We start from the raw sequence: 18115 nt of genomic DNA, 5'->3' as shown, positions 1-18115 counted from the left end.
GGGGGTGGTTTTTTTTTAACCGCCCCGGGGGGGGGGGGGGGGGGGGGGGGGGGGGGCCCGGGGGCTCCGGCGGCGCCGCCCGGCGGCCCGGGGGGGCCCCCCCACGGCCCTCCGCGCCGGTATCCTTGTGAACATGGCACGCACCAAGGACGCATCGAAGGCTCAGAAGGAGCCCGGCCGCATGAAGCAGATGTGGCAGGTCTTCCAGATGACCCGCCGCTACGATTCCACCGCGCAGTGGCTGATGCTCCTCGGTTTCCTCGCCCCCGTGCTCGTGGGCCTTGGCCTGGCGCTCTGGCTGAGCGAGGGCAACGGCTTCACGATCGCCCTCTGGGTCGTCGCTGGCGTGCTCGCGGGTCTGCTCATCGCACTCGTGATCCTCGGCCGTCGCGCCGAGCGCGCCGCGTACTCCCAGATCGAGGGCCAGCCCGGCGCCGTGGGTGCCGTGCTCCGCAGCGGCCTTCGCGGCGGCTGGATGGGCAACGAGATGCCCGTCGCCGTGAACGGCAAGACGCAGGACGCCGTCTACCGCGCCGTCGGCCGCGGTGGCGTCGCGCTCATCAGCGAGGGCCCCGTCTCGCGCACGAAGCGCATGCTCGACGACGAGCAGCGCAAGGTCACCCGCATCCTTCCGAACGTGCCGGTCACGCAGATCTCGGTCGGCGACGACGAGGGCTCGATCGCGCTCCACAAGCTCCCGGTCACGCTGCGCAAGACGAAGAAGGCGCTCACCAAGCCCGAGGTGCTGGCGGTGTCCAACCGACTCAACTCGCTGCAGTCCTCGCTGCCGATCCCGAAGGGCATCGACCCGATGAAGGCGCGGCCGCAGCGCGGCAAGATGCGCTGACCCGGCACTGAACGATACGAACGCGGCCTCCGTCATGACGGGGGCCGCGTTCTCGTTCCGCATCCGACCGATACATCCGGCTCGGTGAGCTTCGCCGGAGCTGTAGCCTCGCAAGGTGCGTCTCCTCCGGTTCATCGTCCCTGCTGCGGTCGTCGCCGGCGTCATCGGATGGGCCGAGCTCGTGCATCTTCGCGCGAGCGGTCGACGACTCGGCGATGCTGCGGCATCCGGCACGACCGAGGCCGTCGTCGTGCTCGGCTACCGGAATCGTGGCGCGCGCGCCAATGCCCTGAACCGGTATCGAGTGCGCGCCGGCATCCGTTCCCGGAGTCCGCACATGAGCGAGAGCGTGCTCGTGCTGTGCGGCGGCTCGGTCGCCGGCTCCGTTCCCGAAGCGGAGCTGATGGCGCGGTACGCCCGTCGCCGCGGCTACACCGGCCCGATCCGGCTGGAACGCGAGAGCGTCACCACCTGGGAGAACATCCGGAACGCGATCCCCATGATCGAGGATGCGGACTCGATCAAGATCGTGTCGAACTCGCTCCACGCCGAGAAGGCCCGCGCGTACTTGTGGGAGCTCCGGCCCGACCTCGCCTCCCGACTCCGGCGCGCAGACGACCACCGGTTCGGCGAGCTCGCACTGGTGAAGCCGATCGCGGCCGTTCGCGGCCTGCGGAGTCTGCGCGGGAGCTGACCCCCACCCGGCCTAGTAGCGAATGAGCACCGTGCCGGCGACCTTGTCGTGGAAGCCGCGCTGGTCCGAGTCCCAGACGAGCGCCGGAACCACGATCAGGAGGAGGGCGGTACGCACCACGGGGCGCCAGGGTCCGACCCAGCCGCCCTCGAGCGGAATGACCCGCATGCCCAGCAGGCGGTGCCCGAGGCTTCCGCCGATGGTCGGGATGAAGACGATCTGCAGCGCCGCGAACACGAGCGGCGTGACCCAGGTGTAGGCGACGGACTCGTACGGCGTGAAGAGCAGCGAGATGAGCATCGCGCTCGCCCAGTCGACGAGCAGAGCGGCGAGACGCCGACCGGCGCGAGCGACCGAACCGCGCCCTTCGCTCGGCAGTCCGAGACGCTCCCCCGGCCACCGGCTCGGGTCGAGGTCTCCGAAGGTCTGGGGTTTCGCGTCAGGCACCGAATGAGTCTATCGAGTGGCGCTGGGCGTAACATGGCCGAAACATTCCGGTCATGGCAGGGAAACGGCGCCCGGCTAGCGTCACTACCGGCTGTGAAAGTCCGTCCGGTTCTAGTCCTCTTGGAGACTGCGCAAACATGTTCAGCGATTCGTCCGAAGTTCTCAAGTTCATCAAGGAGACGGATGTCAAGTTCCTCGACATCCGCTTCACCGATCTTCCGGGCGTGCAGCAGCACTTCAACATCCCGGCCTCCACTGTCGATGAAGAGTTCTTCACCGTCGGCCAGCTGTTCGACGGCTCCTCGATCCGCGGCTTCGCGAACATCCACGAGTCCGACATGCAGCTCATCCCCGACGTGACGACCGCGTACGTCGACCAGTTCCGCGCCGAGCGCACGCTCGTCATGGTCTTCGACATCTACAACCCGCGCAACGGCGAGATCTACTCGAAGGACCCGCGCCAGGTCGCCAAGAAGGCCGAGAAGTACCTCGCGTCGACCGGCATCGCCGACACCGCGTACTTCGCCCCCGAGGCCGAGTTCTACATCTTCGACGACGTGCGGTACGAGGTGAACCAGCACTCGAGCTTCTACTCGGTCGACTCCGAAGAGGGCGCCTGGAACAGCGGCCGCAAGGAGGAGGGCGGCAACCTCGCCAACAAGACCCCGTTCAAGGGCGGCTACTTCCCCGTCAGCCCGGTCGACAAGACGGCGGACCTGCGCGACGACATCTCGCTCAAGCTCATCGAGGCGGGCTTCCAGCTCGAGCGCTCGCACCACGAGGTGGGCACCGGCGGACAGCAGGAGATCAACTACCGCTTCGACACCATGGTGCACGCGGCCGACGACATCCTGAAGTTCAAGTACATCGTGAAGAACACCGCCGATCAGTGGGGCAAGACGGCGACGTTCATGCCGAAGCCGCTCTTCGGCGACAACGGCTCGGGCATGCACACCCACCAGTCGCTCTGGAACGACGGCAAGCCGCTGTTCTACGACGAGGCGGGCTACGGCGGACTCTCCGACCTCGCACGCTGGTACATCGGCGGCCTGCTGAAGCACGCTCCGGCCGTGCTCGCCTTCACCAACCCGAGCGTCAACTCCTTCCGCCGCCTCGTTCCCGGCTTCGAGGCTCCCGTCAACCTCGTGTACTCGGCCGGCAACCGCTCGGCGTGCATCCGCATCCCGATCACCGGAACCAACCCGAAGGCCAAGCGCATCGAGTTCCGCGTGCCCGACGGCGCGAGCAACCCGTACCTCGCCTTCGCCGCACAGCTCATGGCCGGCCTCGACGGCATCAAGAACCGCATCGAGCCCCACGAGCCCGTCGACAAGGACCTCTACGAGCTCCCGCCCGAGGAGGCCAAGGCCATCCCGCAGCTGCCGGGTTCGCTCGACGCAGCGCTCGACGCGCTCGAGGCCGACCACGACTTCCTCCTCGAAGGCGGCGTGTTCACCAAGGAGCTCATCGAGACCTGGATCGACTACAAGCGCGAGAAGGAGCTGAAGCCGCTGGCTCAGCGTCCCCACCCGTTCGAGTTCGAGCTCTACTACGGCGTCTGATCCTGCAGCCCCCTCTGCAGTCCCCAGGATCCGAGCCTGCATCCCCCCTGCAGTCGTAGGATCCGGCCTGGATGGGCCCGCACCGCTTCGGCGGGGCGGGCCCATCCGTCGTTCCACGGCGGTACGACGATTCGGGTCGCCGAGATCGTCGGGTCGATCGACCCGACGTGCGCCCGTTCAGCCGATGGACGGCTCGCGGCGCGGCTCTACCCCGTAGAAGCCGCGATCGAAGACGGCGCGTGCTCGGCGTGTGACATGCAGGTAGTCCTGCTCGAGCTGCGTGGCCGAGCCGGGCGGGTAGCCCATGATTCGGGCGACACCCTCGAGCTGCGTGCGTTCGACCGGCAGCACGTCGGTCGTTCGGTCGAGCCACAGCGTGAGCGCCGAGCGGGCACGTGACGCGAAGACCCAGGCCGCGCGCAGCGTCTCGGCATCGGATGCCTCGACGAGACCGTGTTCGACCGCCGCGGCGAGGGCGTCGAGCGTCGACGTCGTGCGCAGCGCGGGCACTGCCGCCGCGTGCTGCAACTGGATGAGCTGCACGAACCACTCGACGTCGGAGAGCGAGCCGCGCCCGAGCTTCAGGTGCCGGGTCGGGTCGGCGCCCTGGGGCAGCCGCTCGTTCTCGACACGGGCTTTGATGCGCTTGACCTCGCGCACGTCGCGCTCGCTGATCGCCTCGGGGTAGCGCACGGTGTCCGCGAGCTCGGTGAACTCGTCGATGAGGGCACGATCGCCGGCGACGCCGCGGGCGCGCAGCAGCGCCTGGGCCTCCCACGTCAGCGACCATCTCGCGTAGTACGCGCGATAGGCGTCGAGTGAGCGGGCGACGACGCCGTTCCGGCCCTCCGGTCGCAGGTCGGCGTCGAGGTCGAACGGCAGGCGGGCGTCTTCGCTGAGGCGCACGAGCTCCGCCACGATGCGCAGCGCCCGCGAATGGGCGGCGTCTGCTGCGGCATCCGTCGCCCGGTAGACGTAGATGATATCGGCGTCGGATCCGATGCCGAGCTCGCGGCCGCCGAAGCGGCCCATGCCGATCACGGCGAACTCGATGCCGTCGGGCCCGCTGCCGCGGATCGCGGCGACGAGTGCGGCGATGTGGTTCTCGGTGACGTCGCTGAGGGCGTGGCCGAGCTCTTCGACGGTGCAGACGTCGAGAATGCCCGAGAGCGCGAGTCGCAGCACTTCGCGGCGACGGATGGCGCGGAAGATCTTGGCCGCGACGTCGGGCTCCTCGTGCCGACGGAGCACCGCCCTGCCCTCGTCTTCGAGCGCTGCGATCGATCGAGGTCGTAGCTCGTCGAGGTCTTCGAGCCACGCGACCGATTCGGGGCTCCGCTCGAGCAGCTCGGCGGCGAAGCGGGAGCCCGAGAGCAAGCGGGTCAATCGCAGTGCCGCGTCGGAGGAGTCGCGGAGGAGCCGCAGGTACCAGTGGGTCGTGCCGAGCGTGTCGCTGAGGCGCCGGAAGGAGAGCAGCCCGAAGTCGGGGTCGGTGCCGTCGGCGAACCACGAGATGAGCACCGGCATGAGGGTGCGCTGGATCTGGGCGCGCCGGGAGACGCCGGTGGTGAGCGCGGCGATGTGCGCGAGCGCACCGCGGGGGTCGCGGAAGCCGATGGCCGCGAGACGGGCTTCGGCCTGTGCGCTCGTGAGCCCGAGACCGGATGCCGGCAGTGCCGCCACGGCCGACAGCAGCGGCCGGTAGAAGAGGCGTTCGTGCAGCCCGCGCACCCGCTGGCGCGTGCTCTGCCAGACGGCCCTGAGCTCGTCGGCGGTGCGGCCGAGTCCGGAGGCACGGGCGAGCACGCGGAGCCGGTGCTCGTCGCGCGGCATCAGGTGCGTACGGCGCAGGCGCTCGAGCTGGACCCGGTGCTCGAGCACGCGGAGCACCCGGTAGTCACGTGCGAACTCGGCCGCCTCCTCGCGGCCCACGTACCCGAGCTCGGCGAGTGCCGCGAGCGCCGGGAGGGTTCCGCGCTGGTGGATGCCGTCGTCGGAGGCGCCGTGCACGAGTTGCAGCAGCTGCACGGTGAACTCGATGTCGCGGATGCCGCCCGGTCCGAGCTTGATCTGCACGTCGACCTCGTCGGCCGGGATGTGCTGGGTGACCCGTTCGCGCATGCCCTGCACGGACTCGACGAAGCCCTCACGGCTCGAACTCGACCACACCTTCGGCTCGACACCGGCGATGTACCGGCCGCCGAGCTCGAGGTCGCCGGCGATCGGTCGCGCCTTCAGCAGCGCCTGGAACTCCCAGCTCTTCGCCCAGCGGTCGTAGTACTGCAGGTGCGATTCGAGGGTGCGCACGAGTGCGCCGTCCTTCCCCTCGGGGCGAAGGTTCGGATCGACCTCCCAGAGCGGCGGTTCGATGCCGGGTTCGCCGATGATGCGCATCGTCAGCATGGCGAGCCGGGTCGCGATGTCGAGCGCCCTCGGCGTGGAGACCACGTCGTCGTCGTCCGACTCGGCGACGAAGATGACGTCGACGTCGCTCACGTAGTTGAGCTCACGGGCCCCCGCCTTGCCCATGCCGATGATCGAGAGTCTCGTGGCGTCGACCTCGGCGATCGGATACCGCCCGGGCGCCGACGGCTCCCCCGGCGCCCGACCGACCACACGACGAGCAGCCACGAGTGCCGCGTCGAGGGTCGCGCCGGCCAGGTCGGCCAGGCCCGCTGCGACCACGTCGACGACGTCGACCGCGTCGGCACGGGTGAGGTCGTACACCGCGATGTCCGCGAGGAGCCGTCGATACCGGATGCGGATCGCCTTGGCTGCAGCCTCGACCAGATCGGCAGCCGGTGCCGAGACCTCGTCGAGCGCCGCGAGCAGCGACGCGCGTGCCTCGGCCACGCTCGGCGGCGGGCCGGGCACCTGCGCGAAGACGGCGAGTTCCCTCGGATGCCGCAGCAGGAAGTCGGCGAAGCCTCGCGATGCCCCGACGAGTCGCACCAGGCGCGCTGCCGCGTTCTCATGTTCGAGCACGCCCGCGAGCTCGGTCGGCGCCTGCTCGTGGAGACGTGCGACGATCGCGAGCGCCTCGTCGGGGTCGGCTGCCTGCGCGAAGACGTCGAGGAGCGAGTCGAGTTCGATGCCGGTCTCCGTCGACAGCGATTCGAGCGCCACCGAAGCGCCGCTCAGTTCGACGAAGCCCGCACGAGCGACTCTTCCGAGCGTGGGGGCCTGACGAGACATCCGTGCGTCAGAGGATCTCGAGGTTGCGCTGCAACTCGAACGGCGTGACCTCCGAGCGGTAGTCGCGCCACTCGGCTCGCTTGTTCGCGAGCACGTAGTTGAACACCTGCTCGCCGAGCGTCTCGGCGACGAGCTCGGATTCCTCCATGAGCTGCACCGCGTGATCGAGGCTCGCGGGCAGCGGGTCGTAGCCGAGTGCCCGTCGCTCGCGATCGGTCAGCGCCCACACGTCGTCTTCGGCTTCGGGCGGGAGCTCGTACCCCTCTTCGATGCCCTTCATGCCCGCTGCCAGGAGCAGCGAGAACGCGAGGTACGGGTTCGCCGCGGAGTCGATCGCCCGGTACTCGACTCGAGCGCTCTGCCCCTTGCCGGGCTTGTAGAGCGGCACACGCACGAGCGCGGAGCGATTGTTGTGCCCCCAGCAGACGAAACTGGGCGCCTCGGCGAGCTTGTCGGGCCCGACTCCGCCCCACAGCCGTTTGTACGAGTTCACGAACTGGTTGGTGACGGCGGTGATCTCGGGAGCATGCGTCAGCAGCCCGGCGATGAACTGCCGGCCGACCTTCGAGAGCTGGTACTGGGCGCCGGCCTCGTAGAAGGCGTTGGCATCGCCCTCGAACAACGACATGTGCGTGTGCATGCCGCTACCGGGCTGCCCGGCGAACGGCTTCGGCATGAACGTCGCGTAGACGCCCTGCTCGATCGCGACCTCCTTGATCACGGTGCGGAACGTCATGATGTTGTCGGCGGTGGTCAGCGCGTCGGCGTACCGCAGGTCGATCTCGTTCTGGCCGGGGCCCGCCTCGTGGTGGCTGAACTCGACCGAGATGCCGAGGTCTTCGAGCATGCGCACCGATCGGCGACGGAAGTCGTGGGCGGTGCCGCCCGGCACGTTGTCGAAGTAGCCGGCCGAGTCGACGGGCTCGGGGCCCGACGGCCCGTACTTCGACGACTTCAGCAGGTAGAACTCGATCTCGGGGTGCGTGTAGAAGGTGAAGCCGCGATCGGCCGCACGCGCGAGGGTGCGCTTCAGCACGTTGCGCGGGTCGGAGACCGCGGGCTCGCCATCGGGCGTCGTGATGTCGCAGAACATGCGCGCGGTGGGATCGATGTCTCCGCGCCACGGCAGCGTCTGGAACGTCGTGGGATCGGGGTAGGCGAGCAGGTCGGACTCGAAGGTGCGGCTGAGCCCCTCGATCGCCGAGCCGTCGAAGCCGATGCCCTCGGTGAACGCCCCCTCGACCTCGGCCGGAGCGATCGCCACCGACTTCAGGGTTCCGACCACGTCGGTGAACCAGAGCCTGACGAACTTGACCCCTCGCTCCTCGATCGTGCGAAGAACGAAGTCGCGCTGCTTATCCATCCACACCCTCTCTCGCACCTCTCAGCGTACTGGCTCGCGGTACCGGCCCGCGCGCGCCCGCGAGGCGGTGACGGATGTCGCGTGTGCCAGACTTGCCCCATGTCAGGCGAGCCCCAGAACGCAGCATCCGACACCTCGGCCGTCACCGAGCAGAACCCCTACGGGGGTGCCGCCGCCGGCGGAGGACCGAAGCGCGTGCGAACCCGGCATTTCCAGAACGCCAAGCGCGACGGCATCAAGATCACGGGGCTCACGAGCTACGACCAGCTCACGGCTCGCATCTTCGACGAGGCCGGCATCGATTTCCTGCTCGTCGGCGACTCGGCCGGCAACAACGTCTTCGGCTACGAGACGACCCTGCCCGTCACGGTCGACGAGCTGATCCCCCTCACTCGCGCGGTCGCCGGTGCGGTCAAGCGTGCATTCGTCGTCGCCGACATGCCGTTCGGGTCCTACGAGAACGGCCCCGAAGACGCGCTCCACACGGCGGTTCGGTTCATGAAGGAGACCGGCGCGCACGCCGTGAAGCTCGAGGGCGGTGAGCGCAGCCACAAGCAGATCCGCCGCATCGTGGCCGCCGGCATCCCGGTGATGGCGCACATCGGCTACACGCCGCAGAGCGAGCACGGACTCGGCGGCCACGTGATCCAGGGGCGCGGCGAGGGCGTGAAGCGACTCCTCGCCGATGCCAAGGCCGTGCAGGACGCCGGTGCGTTCGCGGTCGTGCTCGAGATGGTGCCGGCGGATGCCGCGCGGCAGGTCACGGAACTCCTCGACATCCCGACGATCAGCGTCGGCGCAGGCCCCGACACCGACGGGCAGCTCCTCGTCTGGACCGACTGGGCGGGCCTCACCATCGGCCGAGTGCCGAAGTTCGTGAAGCAGTACGCCGACCTCTCCGGCATCCTCAGCGCCGCCGCGAAGGAATGGCGCGCCGACGTCGAAGCGGGCGTCTACCCGAACTCCGAGCACTCCTACGAGTAGCGGGTCGACGAAGACGGCCTCGGCTCAGTCTTCGGCGGCCTCTTCCTCAGCCCACTTGGCGCTGTTCGCACGCAGGATCTCGAGCGCCCGCTCGGCCTCGGCGCGGGTCTCGAAGGGCCCCACCCGATCGACCGACGGCGACACGAATCCCTGCTCCACCTCACCGGTGTTCAGGTTGTACCAGAACATGTGCTCGACATCCTCGGCCATAGGCTGATCCTATGCCCAAGGACGCTTCAGGCCACCTGATTCCCGGCCGTCTGTCGCCGCTTCGCGCGGTGCCCGCCTCGATCCCGCGACCGGAGTACGTCGGCAAGCGCGCGCCGGCGCCGTACACCGGCGGCGATCGGTACACGCCGGAAGAGGTCGAGCTCGTCCGAGCGGCCGGGCGTGTCGCGGCCGGTGCGATCGAGGCGGCCTCCGCCGCCATGCGGTCCGGCGTCACGACCGACGAACTCGACCGCATCGCGCACGAGTACGTCGTCGCGCATGGCGCCTACCCGTCGACGCTCGGCTATCGCGGCTTCCCGAAGTCGTCGTGCACCTCGGTCAACGAGGTCATCTGCCACGGCATCCCCGACGACACCGTGCTCGCCGAGGGCGACCTCGTCAACATCGACGTCACGGCCTTCCTCGACGGCTACCACGGCGACCTCAACCACACGTTCCTGGTCGGCGAGGCGAGCGAGGCGGCGACGCAGCTCGTCGAGCGCACTCGTGAGGCGCTGCGCCGCGGCATCCGTGCGGTCGCGCCCGGCCGCGAGGTCAACGTGATCGGCCGGGCGATCGAGGCGTATGCGAAGCGGTTCGGCTACGGCGTCGTGCGCGACTACACGGGCCACGGCGTCGGGCGCGCGTTCCACTCGGGGCTGATCATCCCCCATTACGACGCTCCCGAGTACGACACCGTGATGGAGCCGGGCATGATCTTCACGATCGAGCCGATGCTCACCCTCGGCGGCGGCATCGAATGGGACGTCTGGGCCGACGACTGGACGATCGTGACGCGTGATCGCTCGCTCACGGCGCAGTTCGAGCACACGCTCGTCGTCACCGAACGCGGCGCCGAGATCCTGACCCTTCCCTGAACGCCGCCCGAACGCCCCGCGATAGTGTGGCGGCTATGGCGACACAGCACGCGATCGGAATCGACATCGGCGGCACCGGCATCAAGGGCGCGGTCGTCGACCTCGGCACCGGGCGGCTGGTCTCCGAACGGCGCAAGGTCGCGACTCCCGAGGGCGGCCGGCCGGCCGACATCCTGGCCGCGACCGCTGAGCTGCTCGACGGCTTCTCCGACGAGTTCGGCGACGCGCTCCCGCTGGGCCTGTGCTTCCCCGCGATCGTCAAGCACGGTCGTACGCTCTCGGCCGCGAACATCTCGAAGGAGTGGATCGGCCTGCCCGCCGAGGAGCTCTTCGAGGACGCCTTCGGTCGCGAGATCCACTTCATCAACGATGCGGATGCCGCCGGCTACGCCGAGGCCCGCTACGGGGCCGCACAAGGTGCGGAGGGCCTCGTCATCCTGACGACGCTCGGCACGGGCATCGGCTCCGCGTTCCTCTACGACGGCGTGCTCGTGCCGAACACGGAGCTCGGGCACATCGAACTCGACGGCCGCGAGGCGGAGAAGAACGCCGCCTACTCGGCGATGGAGCGGGAGGCGCTCGACTGGCCGGAATGGGCGAGCCGGCTGCAGCGGTTCTACGCGCACGTCGAGTTCATCTTCTCGCCCGATCTCTTCGTGGTCGGCGGCGGCGTCTCGAAGCATCACGCGCAGTTCCTGCCGCTGCTCGACCTGAAGACGCCGATCGTGCCTGCGACGCACCGCAACAACGCGGGCATCCTCGGTGCGGCGTCGCTCGCGGTGCACTAGCTCGCGCGTCGGCGGATCACTCCTGCTTCGCGGCGGACACGTCGACGCAGACGACTCCCCGGTTGCCGTCGTGGTCGGCGATCACCGTGAGCCGTGGCGCGTCGCTGTCGTCGACGACGGTTCCACCCGCAGCGAGGGCGGCGGCGATCCGTTCCTCGGCTACCTCGGGCGCGACGTAGACCTCGAGGTGGAACCGCTGCTGGGCCTCGTGCCTGTCGGCCTCCTCGAACCACAGGTTCGGCACCCGCCCCGTGGCATCCCGGATCTCGTCGCTGGGCACCCCGCGGCCCTGGGACTCGGCGCTCCCGGTCAGGAGGGCCGCCCACACCGGGGCGATCGTCGCCGAGCGAGCGGTGTCGAGGCCGAGCTCGATCTCGCTGACCGAGGCCGGGTCGGCGGCGAGCCCATGGTCGGCAGCGATCGAGGCGATGCGTCGCGCGAGGTCGACGTCCTGCTGCGTCACCCATTCGACGACGTATTCGTTGCCCTCGCCGTCGCGGTAGACGGCGTCGTCGCTGACCAGCTCGAGATCGACGAACCCGTTGCCGATCGACACTCGCGGGTGGTGGTCGAACGCGTCGCCCGCCTCACCCACCGCGAGGACGAACCGCGCGCCGGTGCTGAAATCGTCGACCAGGTACCGAGCATGAAGTCCCTGGGCGAGCTTGCGCCAGTCGGTCAGGTCGGCCGCGGCGATCTGATCGCCCTTCAGCATGTCCATGGACGCGGAGTCTAATCCTGCTCGGCCGCGGCGGCACCAGGGATTCCTCGCCCTCGATCGCATTTCGAACGGATCGCCGCCGAGCGTGCTAACGTGCCGGTGATCGTGATCGACCAGTTGGAGGTGAGACCCATGAACGCAGTATCCGCAATGGGTGCTCCCCCGCAGTCCGCGATCGCGCGACTCACGTAGTCGCAACGGGAGCGCCGCACACGCAATCGCGAAAGGCGACTCCCATGAACACGACGAACAACTCGAACACGCGAGCCCTGGTGCTCGCCGGCGCCGGGGCAGCGGGCAACGCCTGGCAGCTCGGTCTCATCGCAGGGCTGTGCGACGGCGGTGTCGATCTCACCGAGGCCGATCTCATCATCGGCACGTCGGCAGGATCGACCGTGGCCGCTCAGATCACGAGCGGCACGCGGCCGGCCGACCTCTACGCCGCCATCCTCGCCGAGCCGCCTCGGCCGCAGGCCGTTGCCGGCGAGACCGGGCGGAGACGCGGCCCGACCTTCTCGGGGCCGAACTACATGGAATGGTCCGACCGGATCATCGATGCCGCTGCGGATGCGTCCGACATGCGCCGCCGGATGGGCGCAGCGGCGCTCGAACTGGACACCTCCGACGGCGTCGATGCCGCCCGCTGGCACGACATCGTCGCGGCCCGGCTCCCCAACCATGACTGGCCGGCGCAGTCCGTGCTCATTCCTTCCGTCGATGCCCGCACCGGGGAGCCGGTCGTGTTCGACCGCCGCAGCGGAGTCGGCCTGGTCGACGCCGTTGCGGCCAGCACCTCGGCGATGATCCCCTACCGCATCGGTGCGAAGCGGTACCTCAACGGCGGCTATCGACGCAGCTCGAACGCCGACCTTGCGGCCGGACACGGGCGCGTGGCAGTGCTGGAACCGTTCGGCGGCCGCTCGCGCACCCCGCTCGCATGGGGCATGGATCTCGCCACGCAGGTCGAGGAATTGCGCGCAGGGGGCAGCATGGTCGAGGCCGTGTTCCCGGACGCCGGTGCGGGAGACGTGTTCAACGCCAACGCGCTGGACCCGTCGACGCGTCGGCCTGCAGCACAGGGAGGCTACGACCAGGGCCGAGCCCTCGCCGAGCGATTCGCCGAGTTCTGGTGCTGACGCTGCGGGAGGGGCGGAAGGTGCGAATGGGCCGGCTGATACGCCGGGTTCTGTTCACCGGGCGCTTTCGCGACACCGGCTGGACGGCCATCTCTCTCGGGACTACGTTGCCGCAGCCCTCCAGCGGTCTACCCGGGAACGGGACGGGCAGCCCCATCGTTCCCTGTCTGACCTTGCTCCGGACGAGGTTTACCGAGCCGACCGCGTCACCGCGGCCGCTGGTGGGCTCTTACCCCACCGTTTCACCCTTACCCGGCGCTTGCGCACCGGGCGGTCTGCTTTCTGTGGCACTGTCTCGCGGGTTGCCCCGGGTGGGAGTTACCCACCGTCCTGCCCTGTGGAGCCCGGACGTTCCTCGGCGCACGGCCGAAACCGTGCGACGCGACCGTCTTGCCGACCCACTCGCGGTTCGAGTCTACCGTCGGCGACCCGGCCCGGTTCGCCGCGGCATCCGAACCCTGACCGCGGGTCGTCGGCTCAGAGACCCGACTCTTCGGTGCGCACCAGGATCCGGTCGCACTCGGGACACAGGACGACCTCGTCGGGCGCCGCGCGACGCACCGACTCGAGGTCGGACCCGGTGAGCGTGATGCCGCAGCCACCGCAGGTGCGTGCTCGCAGCAGGGCCGCTCCGACTCCCCCGCCGCGCACGCGTCGCTGCTCGTAGAACTCGAGTAGCGGCTCGGCGACGCCCTCCGCGACGACGGCGCGATCACGTTCGGTCTGCTCGCGCTGGACCCCGAGGCCGCCAGCAGCCTCGTCTCGCTCCGCCTCGAGCGCTGCCACCTCGGTGACGATCGCCTCGCGCTGCAGGTCAATGCTCGAGACGGCCACGTCGGCCTCCTCGACGCGCTCCATGACGACGAGCTCCTGCTCCTCGAGGTCGTTCAAGCGACGCCGGAGCGAGACGAGCTCGGCCTCGAGCGCCGAGACATCCTTGACCGATGAGGTGTGCTGCAGTCGCTCGCTGTCGCGCGCGATGCGCGCTTCGACGACCGCGACATCGGACTCGAGGCGCTTGAGCTCGACGCGGGCGTCTTCGAGCGTGCCGAGCGCTTCGGCGCGCGTGCCGCGCACGGCCTGGTCGCGGGCCGCGAATTCTGCCAGTGGCCCGGCCTGCGGCAGCGAGCCGAGCTTGTGCGCGAGCTGCGCGAGCCGGGTGTCGAGCGACTGGAGCCGCAGCAGTTGTTCCTGTTCAGCGGGGCTGGCCTTCACGTGGTGCTCCTCGTGGGATCGGGTCGTCGGTGAGGACGGTGGTCGGGGGGTCGCAGTTCACTGCACGATCTGGAAATCCCAGGGATCGGTGCGGAGCTCGGAGACGATGACGGTGAGCTCGGGATGGGCGGCACGCAACTGCGCGGCAGCGACGTCGAGCCACAACCATTCGCTCGCCCAGTGCGAGACGTCGAGCAAAGCCGGGCCGCCCGTGAGCTTCGCTTGCTCGCGTGCCTCGGACGCAGGGTGGTGGCGGAGGTCGGCTGTGATGTACGCATCCGCGCCGCGCACGGCGGCGTCGCCGAGCAGCGAATCCCCGGCACCGCCGCAGACCGCGACGGTCTCGACGGGGTCGTCGAAGCCGCCGGCGACGCGAACGCCGGTCGCCGTCGCCGGGAGGATGTCTGCGAGCGCCCGGGCGAGGCGGCCGACGGTCGTGGGCTCGGGCAGGCGACCGACACGGCCGAGCCCGAGTGACGGATCGACCGACGGCTGGATGGGCGTCGTCTCGACGAGCCCGAGCCGATCGGCGAGGACCGCCGAGGTGCCGTCAGCGACGACATCCGCATTCGTGTGCGCGGTGACGAGCGCGCACTCGGCACGGATCAATCGCGCGATGAGGGAGCCCTTGTAGCGGTCTTCGGCGACCGAGGTGACCCCGCGCAGCAGCAGGGGGTGATGGGCGATGACGAGATCGGCGTCGTCGGCGATCGCCTCGTCGACGGTCTCTGCGACGGCGTCGACCGTGAGGAGCACTCGCCGCACCGGCGCTGCCGGATCGCCGGACACGAGTCCGGACGAATCCCACGCCTCCGCGCCCGCGATCGGCCAGAGACGTTCGATCGTCGTCAGGAGGTCGGCGAGGGTGGCGGTCACCCGCTCAGCCTACCTTCGGAGCGCGGGGCGAGCGGGCTCGACGCCGCACCCGCGTCGATCAGGTGTCGGCGGGCAGCAGGTGCCCCATGCGATCGCGCTTGGCGCGCAGGTAGTCCAGGTTCGCCGGAACCGCACCGGTCACGAGCGGCACCCGCTCGACGACATCGATGCCGTGACGGGTCAGCTGGGTGATCTTGTCGGGGTTGTTCGTGAGCAGCCGCACCGAATGCAGGCCGAGGTCACTGAGGATCGCGGCGGCGGCGACGTACTCGCGATCGTCGGCGGGCAGGCCGAGCGCGAGGTTCGCGTCGAGCGTGTCGAGCCCCGACTGCTGCAGGCGATAGGCCTTGAGCTTGGCGACGAGGCCGATGCCCCGCCCTTCGTGGCCGCGAAGGTACACGACGACTCCGCCGCCGGCGATCTGCTCGAGCGCAGCGTCGAGCTGCGGGCCGCACTCGCACTTCTCGGAGGAGAACACCTCGCCCGTCAGGCACTCGGAGTGCACGCGCACGAGGGCGCCCTGCGTCACCGGCGCGAGCGAGACGATCGCGAGGTGCTCGTCGCCCGTCACCCGATCGCGATACGCACGGAACCGGAACGACCCGTGCGCGGTCGGGATCTCGGTCTCCACCTCGAAGGCGACGCGCTCCGCGATCGCGCTCGCGGATGCTTCACGGGTGGACTCGGACAGGTGCAGCATCCGTCATCGCCTTTCGTTTCGTGCGGTCTCGAGCGCCGCCGCGACGGTCGAGACGAGTCGGACTCCGGATTCCCGGAACTTGGCGACGCCCTCTCGCTCGAGCGTCGCGGTGACGACGTCGTAGGAGATGCCGAGCCTCGCAAGGGAGGCGAGCACGCTGAAGGAATCGTCGGCGCTCCCCCTGATCGTGTCGCCGCGGATTCGGCCGTGGTCGAAGACGGCGTCGAGCGTCTTCTCGGGCATCGTGTTGACGACGTCGGGCGCGACGAGCTCCTCGACGTACATCGTGTCGCGCAGCGACGGGTCCTTCACCCCGGTCGACGCCCAGAGCGGCCGCTGCACGTTCGCGCCGAGCGCCGCGAGGCGCCGCGCCCGGTCGCCGGCGAACTCCCGGGTGAACATCTCGTAGGCGAGTCGGGCATTGGCGATGCCGGCGCGGCTCCTGAGTGCTCGAGCGTCGCTCGACCCGATCGCATCGAGCCGGCGGTCGACCTCGGTGTCGACGCGCGAGACGAAGAACGACGCAACCGAGCGGATGCCTCGGAGGTCGATGCCCGCCTCGTGGGCCCGTTCGAGCCCCGTGAGGTACGCGTCGATCACCGCGCGATACCGGTCGAGTCCGAAGATCAGCGTGACGTTGACACTGATTCCGATCGCGATCGCCGCGGTGATGGCCGTCACCCCCTCGACGGTCGCGGGGATCTTCACGAACACGTTCGGGCGATCGATGTGCTCGGCGAGCGATCGCGCCTCGACGAGCGTCGCCCGGGCGTCGTGCGCCGCATCGGCCCCGACCTCGATCGAGACCCAGCCGTCGACGCCGTCCGTGGCGTCGAAGACGGGTCGCAGGATGTCGGCCGCGCCGGCGACGTCCTCCGTGGTGAGTGCGAAGACGACGTCGTGCGCCGAGATGTTCTCGCCGGCGAGGGCGCTGATCTGCTCGTCGTAGGCATCGCTTCCGCCCACCGCAGCAGCGAAGATCGTCGGGTTGGTGGTGACGCCGACGACGTTGCGCTCCGCGATGAGGCGCTGCAGGTCGCCGCTGAGGATGCGCTGCCTCGACAGGTCGTCGAGCCAGATGCTGACGCCGGCGTTCGCGAGCGCCTCGGTCGGCGTCGTCGGCGTGCCGTTGGCGTTCACAGCTCCTCCAGTGGGATGCCCGCATCGGCGAGGCGCAACGGATCGACACGATGGCCTCGCCTGATGACACCCTGCACCGCCTCGTTCACATCCCAGACGTTCACGTTCATTCCGGCGACGACTCGGCCGTCGGCGACCCAGAACGCGATGAACTCCCGGCCGTCCCGGTCGCCGCGGTAGACGATCTCGGCATCGCGGGTGAGCGGGCCGAAGCCCGAGTACTCCATTCCGAGGTCGTACTGATCGGTGTAGAAGTACGGGATGTCGTCGTAGGACTCGAGCTGGCCGAGCATCGAGCGGGCCGCTGCCGCGCCGCCGTGCAGCGCGTTCGCCCAGTGCTCGCTGCGCAACCGCATGCCCGCGAGCGGATGGTACGCCTCGGCGATGTCGCCCGCGGCCCACACGTTCGCCAGGTCGGTACGGAGCGCGGCATCGGTGAGCACCCCCGAACCGATCGCGGCGCCGGCACCGCGGGCCAGGTCGAGGTTCGGGACCGCGCCGACGCCGACCAGTACGAGATCGGCGGCGAAGAGCTCGCCATCGTCGAGTCGAACGCCGGTTGCGCGGCCGCCCTCGCCGGTGATCTCGGTCACGACGACCGAGGTGCGCAGTTCGACGCCGTGCTCGACGTGCAGTTCGGCGAACATGCCGCCGAGCTCGTCGCCGAGCGCGTTCGCGAGCGGCACCGGGTCGCGCTCGAGGATCGTCACCTCATTGCCGAGCGTGCGCGCCGTGGCGGCGACCTCCATGCCGATCCAGCCCGAGCCGATCAGCACGACTCGTCGGCCCCCGCCCTCGAGTTCGGCGTGCAGCGCTTCGGAGTCGTCGAGGGTGCGGAGGGTCCGCACGCCGTGCAGCTCGGCGCCCGGGATCGTCAGACGCCGCGCGGTCGAGCCCGTCGCGAGCAGCACGGCGTCGTACGCGATCGAGTCCCCCGAGTCGAGGTCGACGCGCTGGGCGCTCGGGTCGAGCGCCGTGACCACGGTGCCGAGGCGGAGGTCGATGTCGTGCTCGCGGTACCAGCCCGACGGTTCGACGAACACCGAGTCCCGCTCGGCGGTGCCCGCGAGGTACTCCTTCGACAGCGGAGGCCGGATGTACGGGTGGTGCGTCTCGGCGCCGATCAGCCGGACGCCCCCGTCGAAGCCCTCTTCACGGAGCGTCCTGGCCGCAGAGGCGCCGGCGAGGCCCGCTCCGACGATCACGAAGTTCGATGCGCTGCTCACGACCACCCGCCTCCGATGCGACGCGATCGCACCTCTCGTTCTCGACTGTACGAGGGCGGAATTCTTAAGTCAACGATTCTTGTTTTAGATGATTCTCTTTCATCAAGACCCACCGTTTTAGAGTTAAGCTGAC

16 protein-coding genes, 1 other RNA gene and 1 pseudogene are annotated in these 18115 nt (G+C 69.5%); 7 read left to right on the top strand and 11 right to left on the bottom strand.

The genetic code is table 11. From position 1 onward, the window contains the following. Positions 1 to 133: 133 nt before the first annotated feature. Both ACFTQE_RS03115 and ACFTQE_RS03110 read left to right on the top strand, forming a co-directional pair. A complete protein-coding gene (locus tag ACFTQE_RS03115) occupies positions 134 to 847 on the top strand; it encodes a DUF4191 domain-containing protein (RefSeq protein ID WP_375832819.1) in 714 nt (237 codons plus the stop codon). A 115-nt stretch (positions 848 to 962) separates the two neighbouring features. After that, the gene (locus ACFTQE_RS03110) at positions 963 to 1541 is read left to right on the top strand and encodes a YdcF family protein (RefSeq protein WP_376923672.1); all 579 of its coding nucleotides are present in this window, start codon (positions 963 to 965) and stop codon (positions 1539 to 1541) included. 12 nt (positions 1542 to 1553) lie between these two features. On the opposite strand, the gene ACFTQE_RS03105 is transcribed toward ACFTQE_RS03110, so the two are convergent. Beyond that, positions 1554 to 1988 (bottom strand): RDD family protein, encoded by a 435-nt coding sequence (locus ACFTQE_RS03105; RefSeq protein ID WP_376923671.1) that lies wholly within the window; start codon positions 1986 to 1988, stop codon positions 1554 to 1556. A 137-nt stretch (positions 1989 to 2125) separates the two neighbouring features. On the opposite strand from ACFTQE_RS03105, the gene glnA reads away from it, so the two are divergent. Next, positions 2126 to 3550 (top strand): type I glutamate--ammonia ligase, encoded by a 1425-nt coding sequence (gene glnA, locus ACFTQE_RS03100; protein ID WP_375832813.1) that lies wholly within the window; start codon positions 2126 to 2128, stop codon positions 3548 to 3550. A 177-nt stretch (positions 3551 to 3727) separates the two neighbouring features. Here glnA and ACFTQE_RS03095 read toward each other — a convergent pair whose 3' ends face one another. Next, positions 3728 to 6745, bottom strand: coding sequence for a bifunctional [glutamine synthetase] adenylyltransferase/[glutamine synthetase]-adenylyl-L-tyrosine phosphorylase (locus ACFTQE_RS03095; protein ID WP_376923670.1), 3018 nt, complete (start codon positions 6743 to 6745; stop codon positions 3728 to 3730). Between the two features lie 7 nt (positions 6746 to 6752). Then, positions 6753 to 8108: a glutamine synthetase family protein gene (locus ACFTQE_RS03090; protein WP_375832809.1), complete on the bottom strand. Its 1356-nt coding sequence runs from the start codon at positions 8106 to 8108 to the stop codon at positions 6753 to 6755. 99 nt (positions 8109 to 8207) lie between these two features. On the opposite strand from ACFTQE_RS03090, the gene panB reads away from it, so the two are divergent. Further along, on the top strand, positions 8208 to 9092 hold the full coding sequence (gene panB, locus ACFTQE_RS03085; protein ID WP_376923669.1) for a 3-methyl-2-oxobutanoate hydroxymethyltransferase: 885 nt from the start codon (positions 8208 to 8210) through the stop codon (positions 9090 to 9092). Positions 9093 to 9116: 24 nt separating this feature from the next. Here panB and ACFTQE_RS03080 read toward each other — a convergent pair whose 3' ends face one another. Beyond that, complete coding sequence (locus tag ACFTQE_RS03080) at positions 9117 to 9302, bottom strand: SPOR domain-containing protein (protein ID WP_056008634.1); 186 nt, start codon at positions 9300 to 9302, stop codon at positions 9117 to 9119. An 11-nt stretch (positions 9303 to 9313) separates the two neighbouring features. On the opposite strand from ACFTQE_RS03080, the gene map reads away from it, so the two are divergent. Together map and ppgK are read left to right on the top strand one after the other, a co-directional pair. Continuing rightward, the gene (map, locus tag ACFTQE_RS03075) at positions 9314 to 10180 is read left to right on the top strand and encodes a type I methionyl aminopeptidase (protein ID WP_376923668.1); all 867 of its coding nucleotides are present in this window, start codon (positions 9314 to 9316) and stop codon (positions 10178 to 10180) included. Between the two features lie 35 nt (positions 10181 to 10215). Beyond that, positions 10216 to 10968, top strand: coding sequence for a polyphosphate--glucose phosphotransferase (gene ppgK / locus ACFTQE_RS03070; protein WP_376923667.1), 753 nt, complete (start codon positions 10216 to 10218; stop codon positions 10966 to 10968). A 16-nt stretch (positions 10969 to 10984) separates the two neighbouring features. On the opposite strand, the gene ACFTQE_RS03065 is transcribed toward ppgK, so the two are convergent. Beyond that, positions 10985 to 11689, bottom strand: coding sequence for a VOC family protein (locus tag ACFTQE_RS03065; RefSeq protein ID WP_376923666.1), 705 nt, complete (start codon positions 11687 to 11689; stop codon positions 10985 to 10987). Positions 11690 to 11925: 236 nt separating this feature from the next. Here ACFTQE_RS03065 and ACFTQE_RS03060 point away from each other — a divergent pair, with 236 nt between their 5' ends. Beyond that, the gene (locus ACFTQE_RS03060; RefSeq protein ID WP_376923665.1) at positions 11926 to 12825 is read left to right on the top strand and encodes a patatin-like phospholipase family protein; all 900 of its coding nucleotides are present in this window, start codon (positions 11926 to 11928) and stop codon (positions 12823 to 12825) included. Positions 12826 to 12848: 23 nt separating this feature from the next. Here the strand turns inward: ACFTQE_RS03060 and rnpB are convergent. The 6 genes and pseudogenes from rnpB to ACFTQE_RS03030 form a co-directional block, all read right to left on the bottom strand. Next, an RNA gene (gene rnpB / locus ACFTQE_RS03055) (RNase P RNA component class A) lies at positions 12849 to 13226 on the bottom strand. A gap of 76 nt (positions 13227 to 13302) precedes the next feature. Further along, on the bottom strand, positions 13303 to 14040 hold the full coding sequence (locus tag ACFTQE_RS03050; RefSeq protein ID WP_376923664.1) for a zinc ribbon domain-containing protein: 738 nt from the start codon (positions 14038 to 14040) through the stop codon (positions 13303 to 13305). Between the two features lie 57 nt (positions 14041 to 14097). Continuing rightward, the gene (locus tag ACFTQE_RS03045) at positions 14098 to 14916 is read right to left on the bottom strand and encodes a Nif3-like dinuclear metal center hexameric protein (RefSeq protein ID WP_376923663.1); all 819 of its coding nucleotides are present in this window, start codon (positions 14914 to 14916) and stop codon (positions 14098 to 14100) included. Between the two features lie 58 nt (positions 14917 to 14974). After that, a pseudogene (gene ribA / locus ACFTQE_RS03040) lies at positions 14975 to 15586 on the bottom strand (GTP cyclohydrolase II); the annotation flags it as partial. A 33-nt stretch (positions 15587 to 15619) separates the two neighbouring features. After that, entirely contained in the window at positions 15620 to 16756 is a 1137-nt protein-coding gene (tal, locus tag ACFTQE_RS03035) for a transaldolase (protein ID WP_376923662.1), read from the bottom strand. Beyond that, positions 16753 to 17982, bottom strand: a complete 1230-nt coding sequence (locus tag ACFTQE_RS03030) for an NAD(P)/FAD-dependent oxidoreductase (protein WP_376923661.1) — start codon at positions 17980 to 17982, stop codon at positions 16753 to 16755. Before ACFTQE_RS03030 ends, tal begins: the two co-directional genes overlap by 4 nt. Positions 17983 to 18115 lie beyond the last annotated feature (133 nt).

It is taken from the genome of Agromyces sp. NPDC056965 (genome assembly GCF_042673425.1).
Lineage (GTDB): Bacteria > Actinomycetota > Actinomycetes > Actinomycetales > Microbacteriaceae > Agromyces.
Note: the sequence above shows the minus strand (reverse complement) of the source record. Positions and strands in the feature narration are given on the sequence as shown.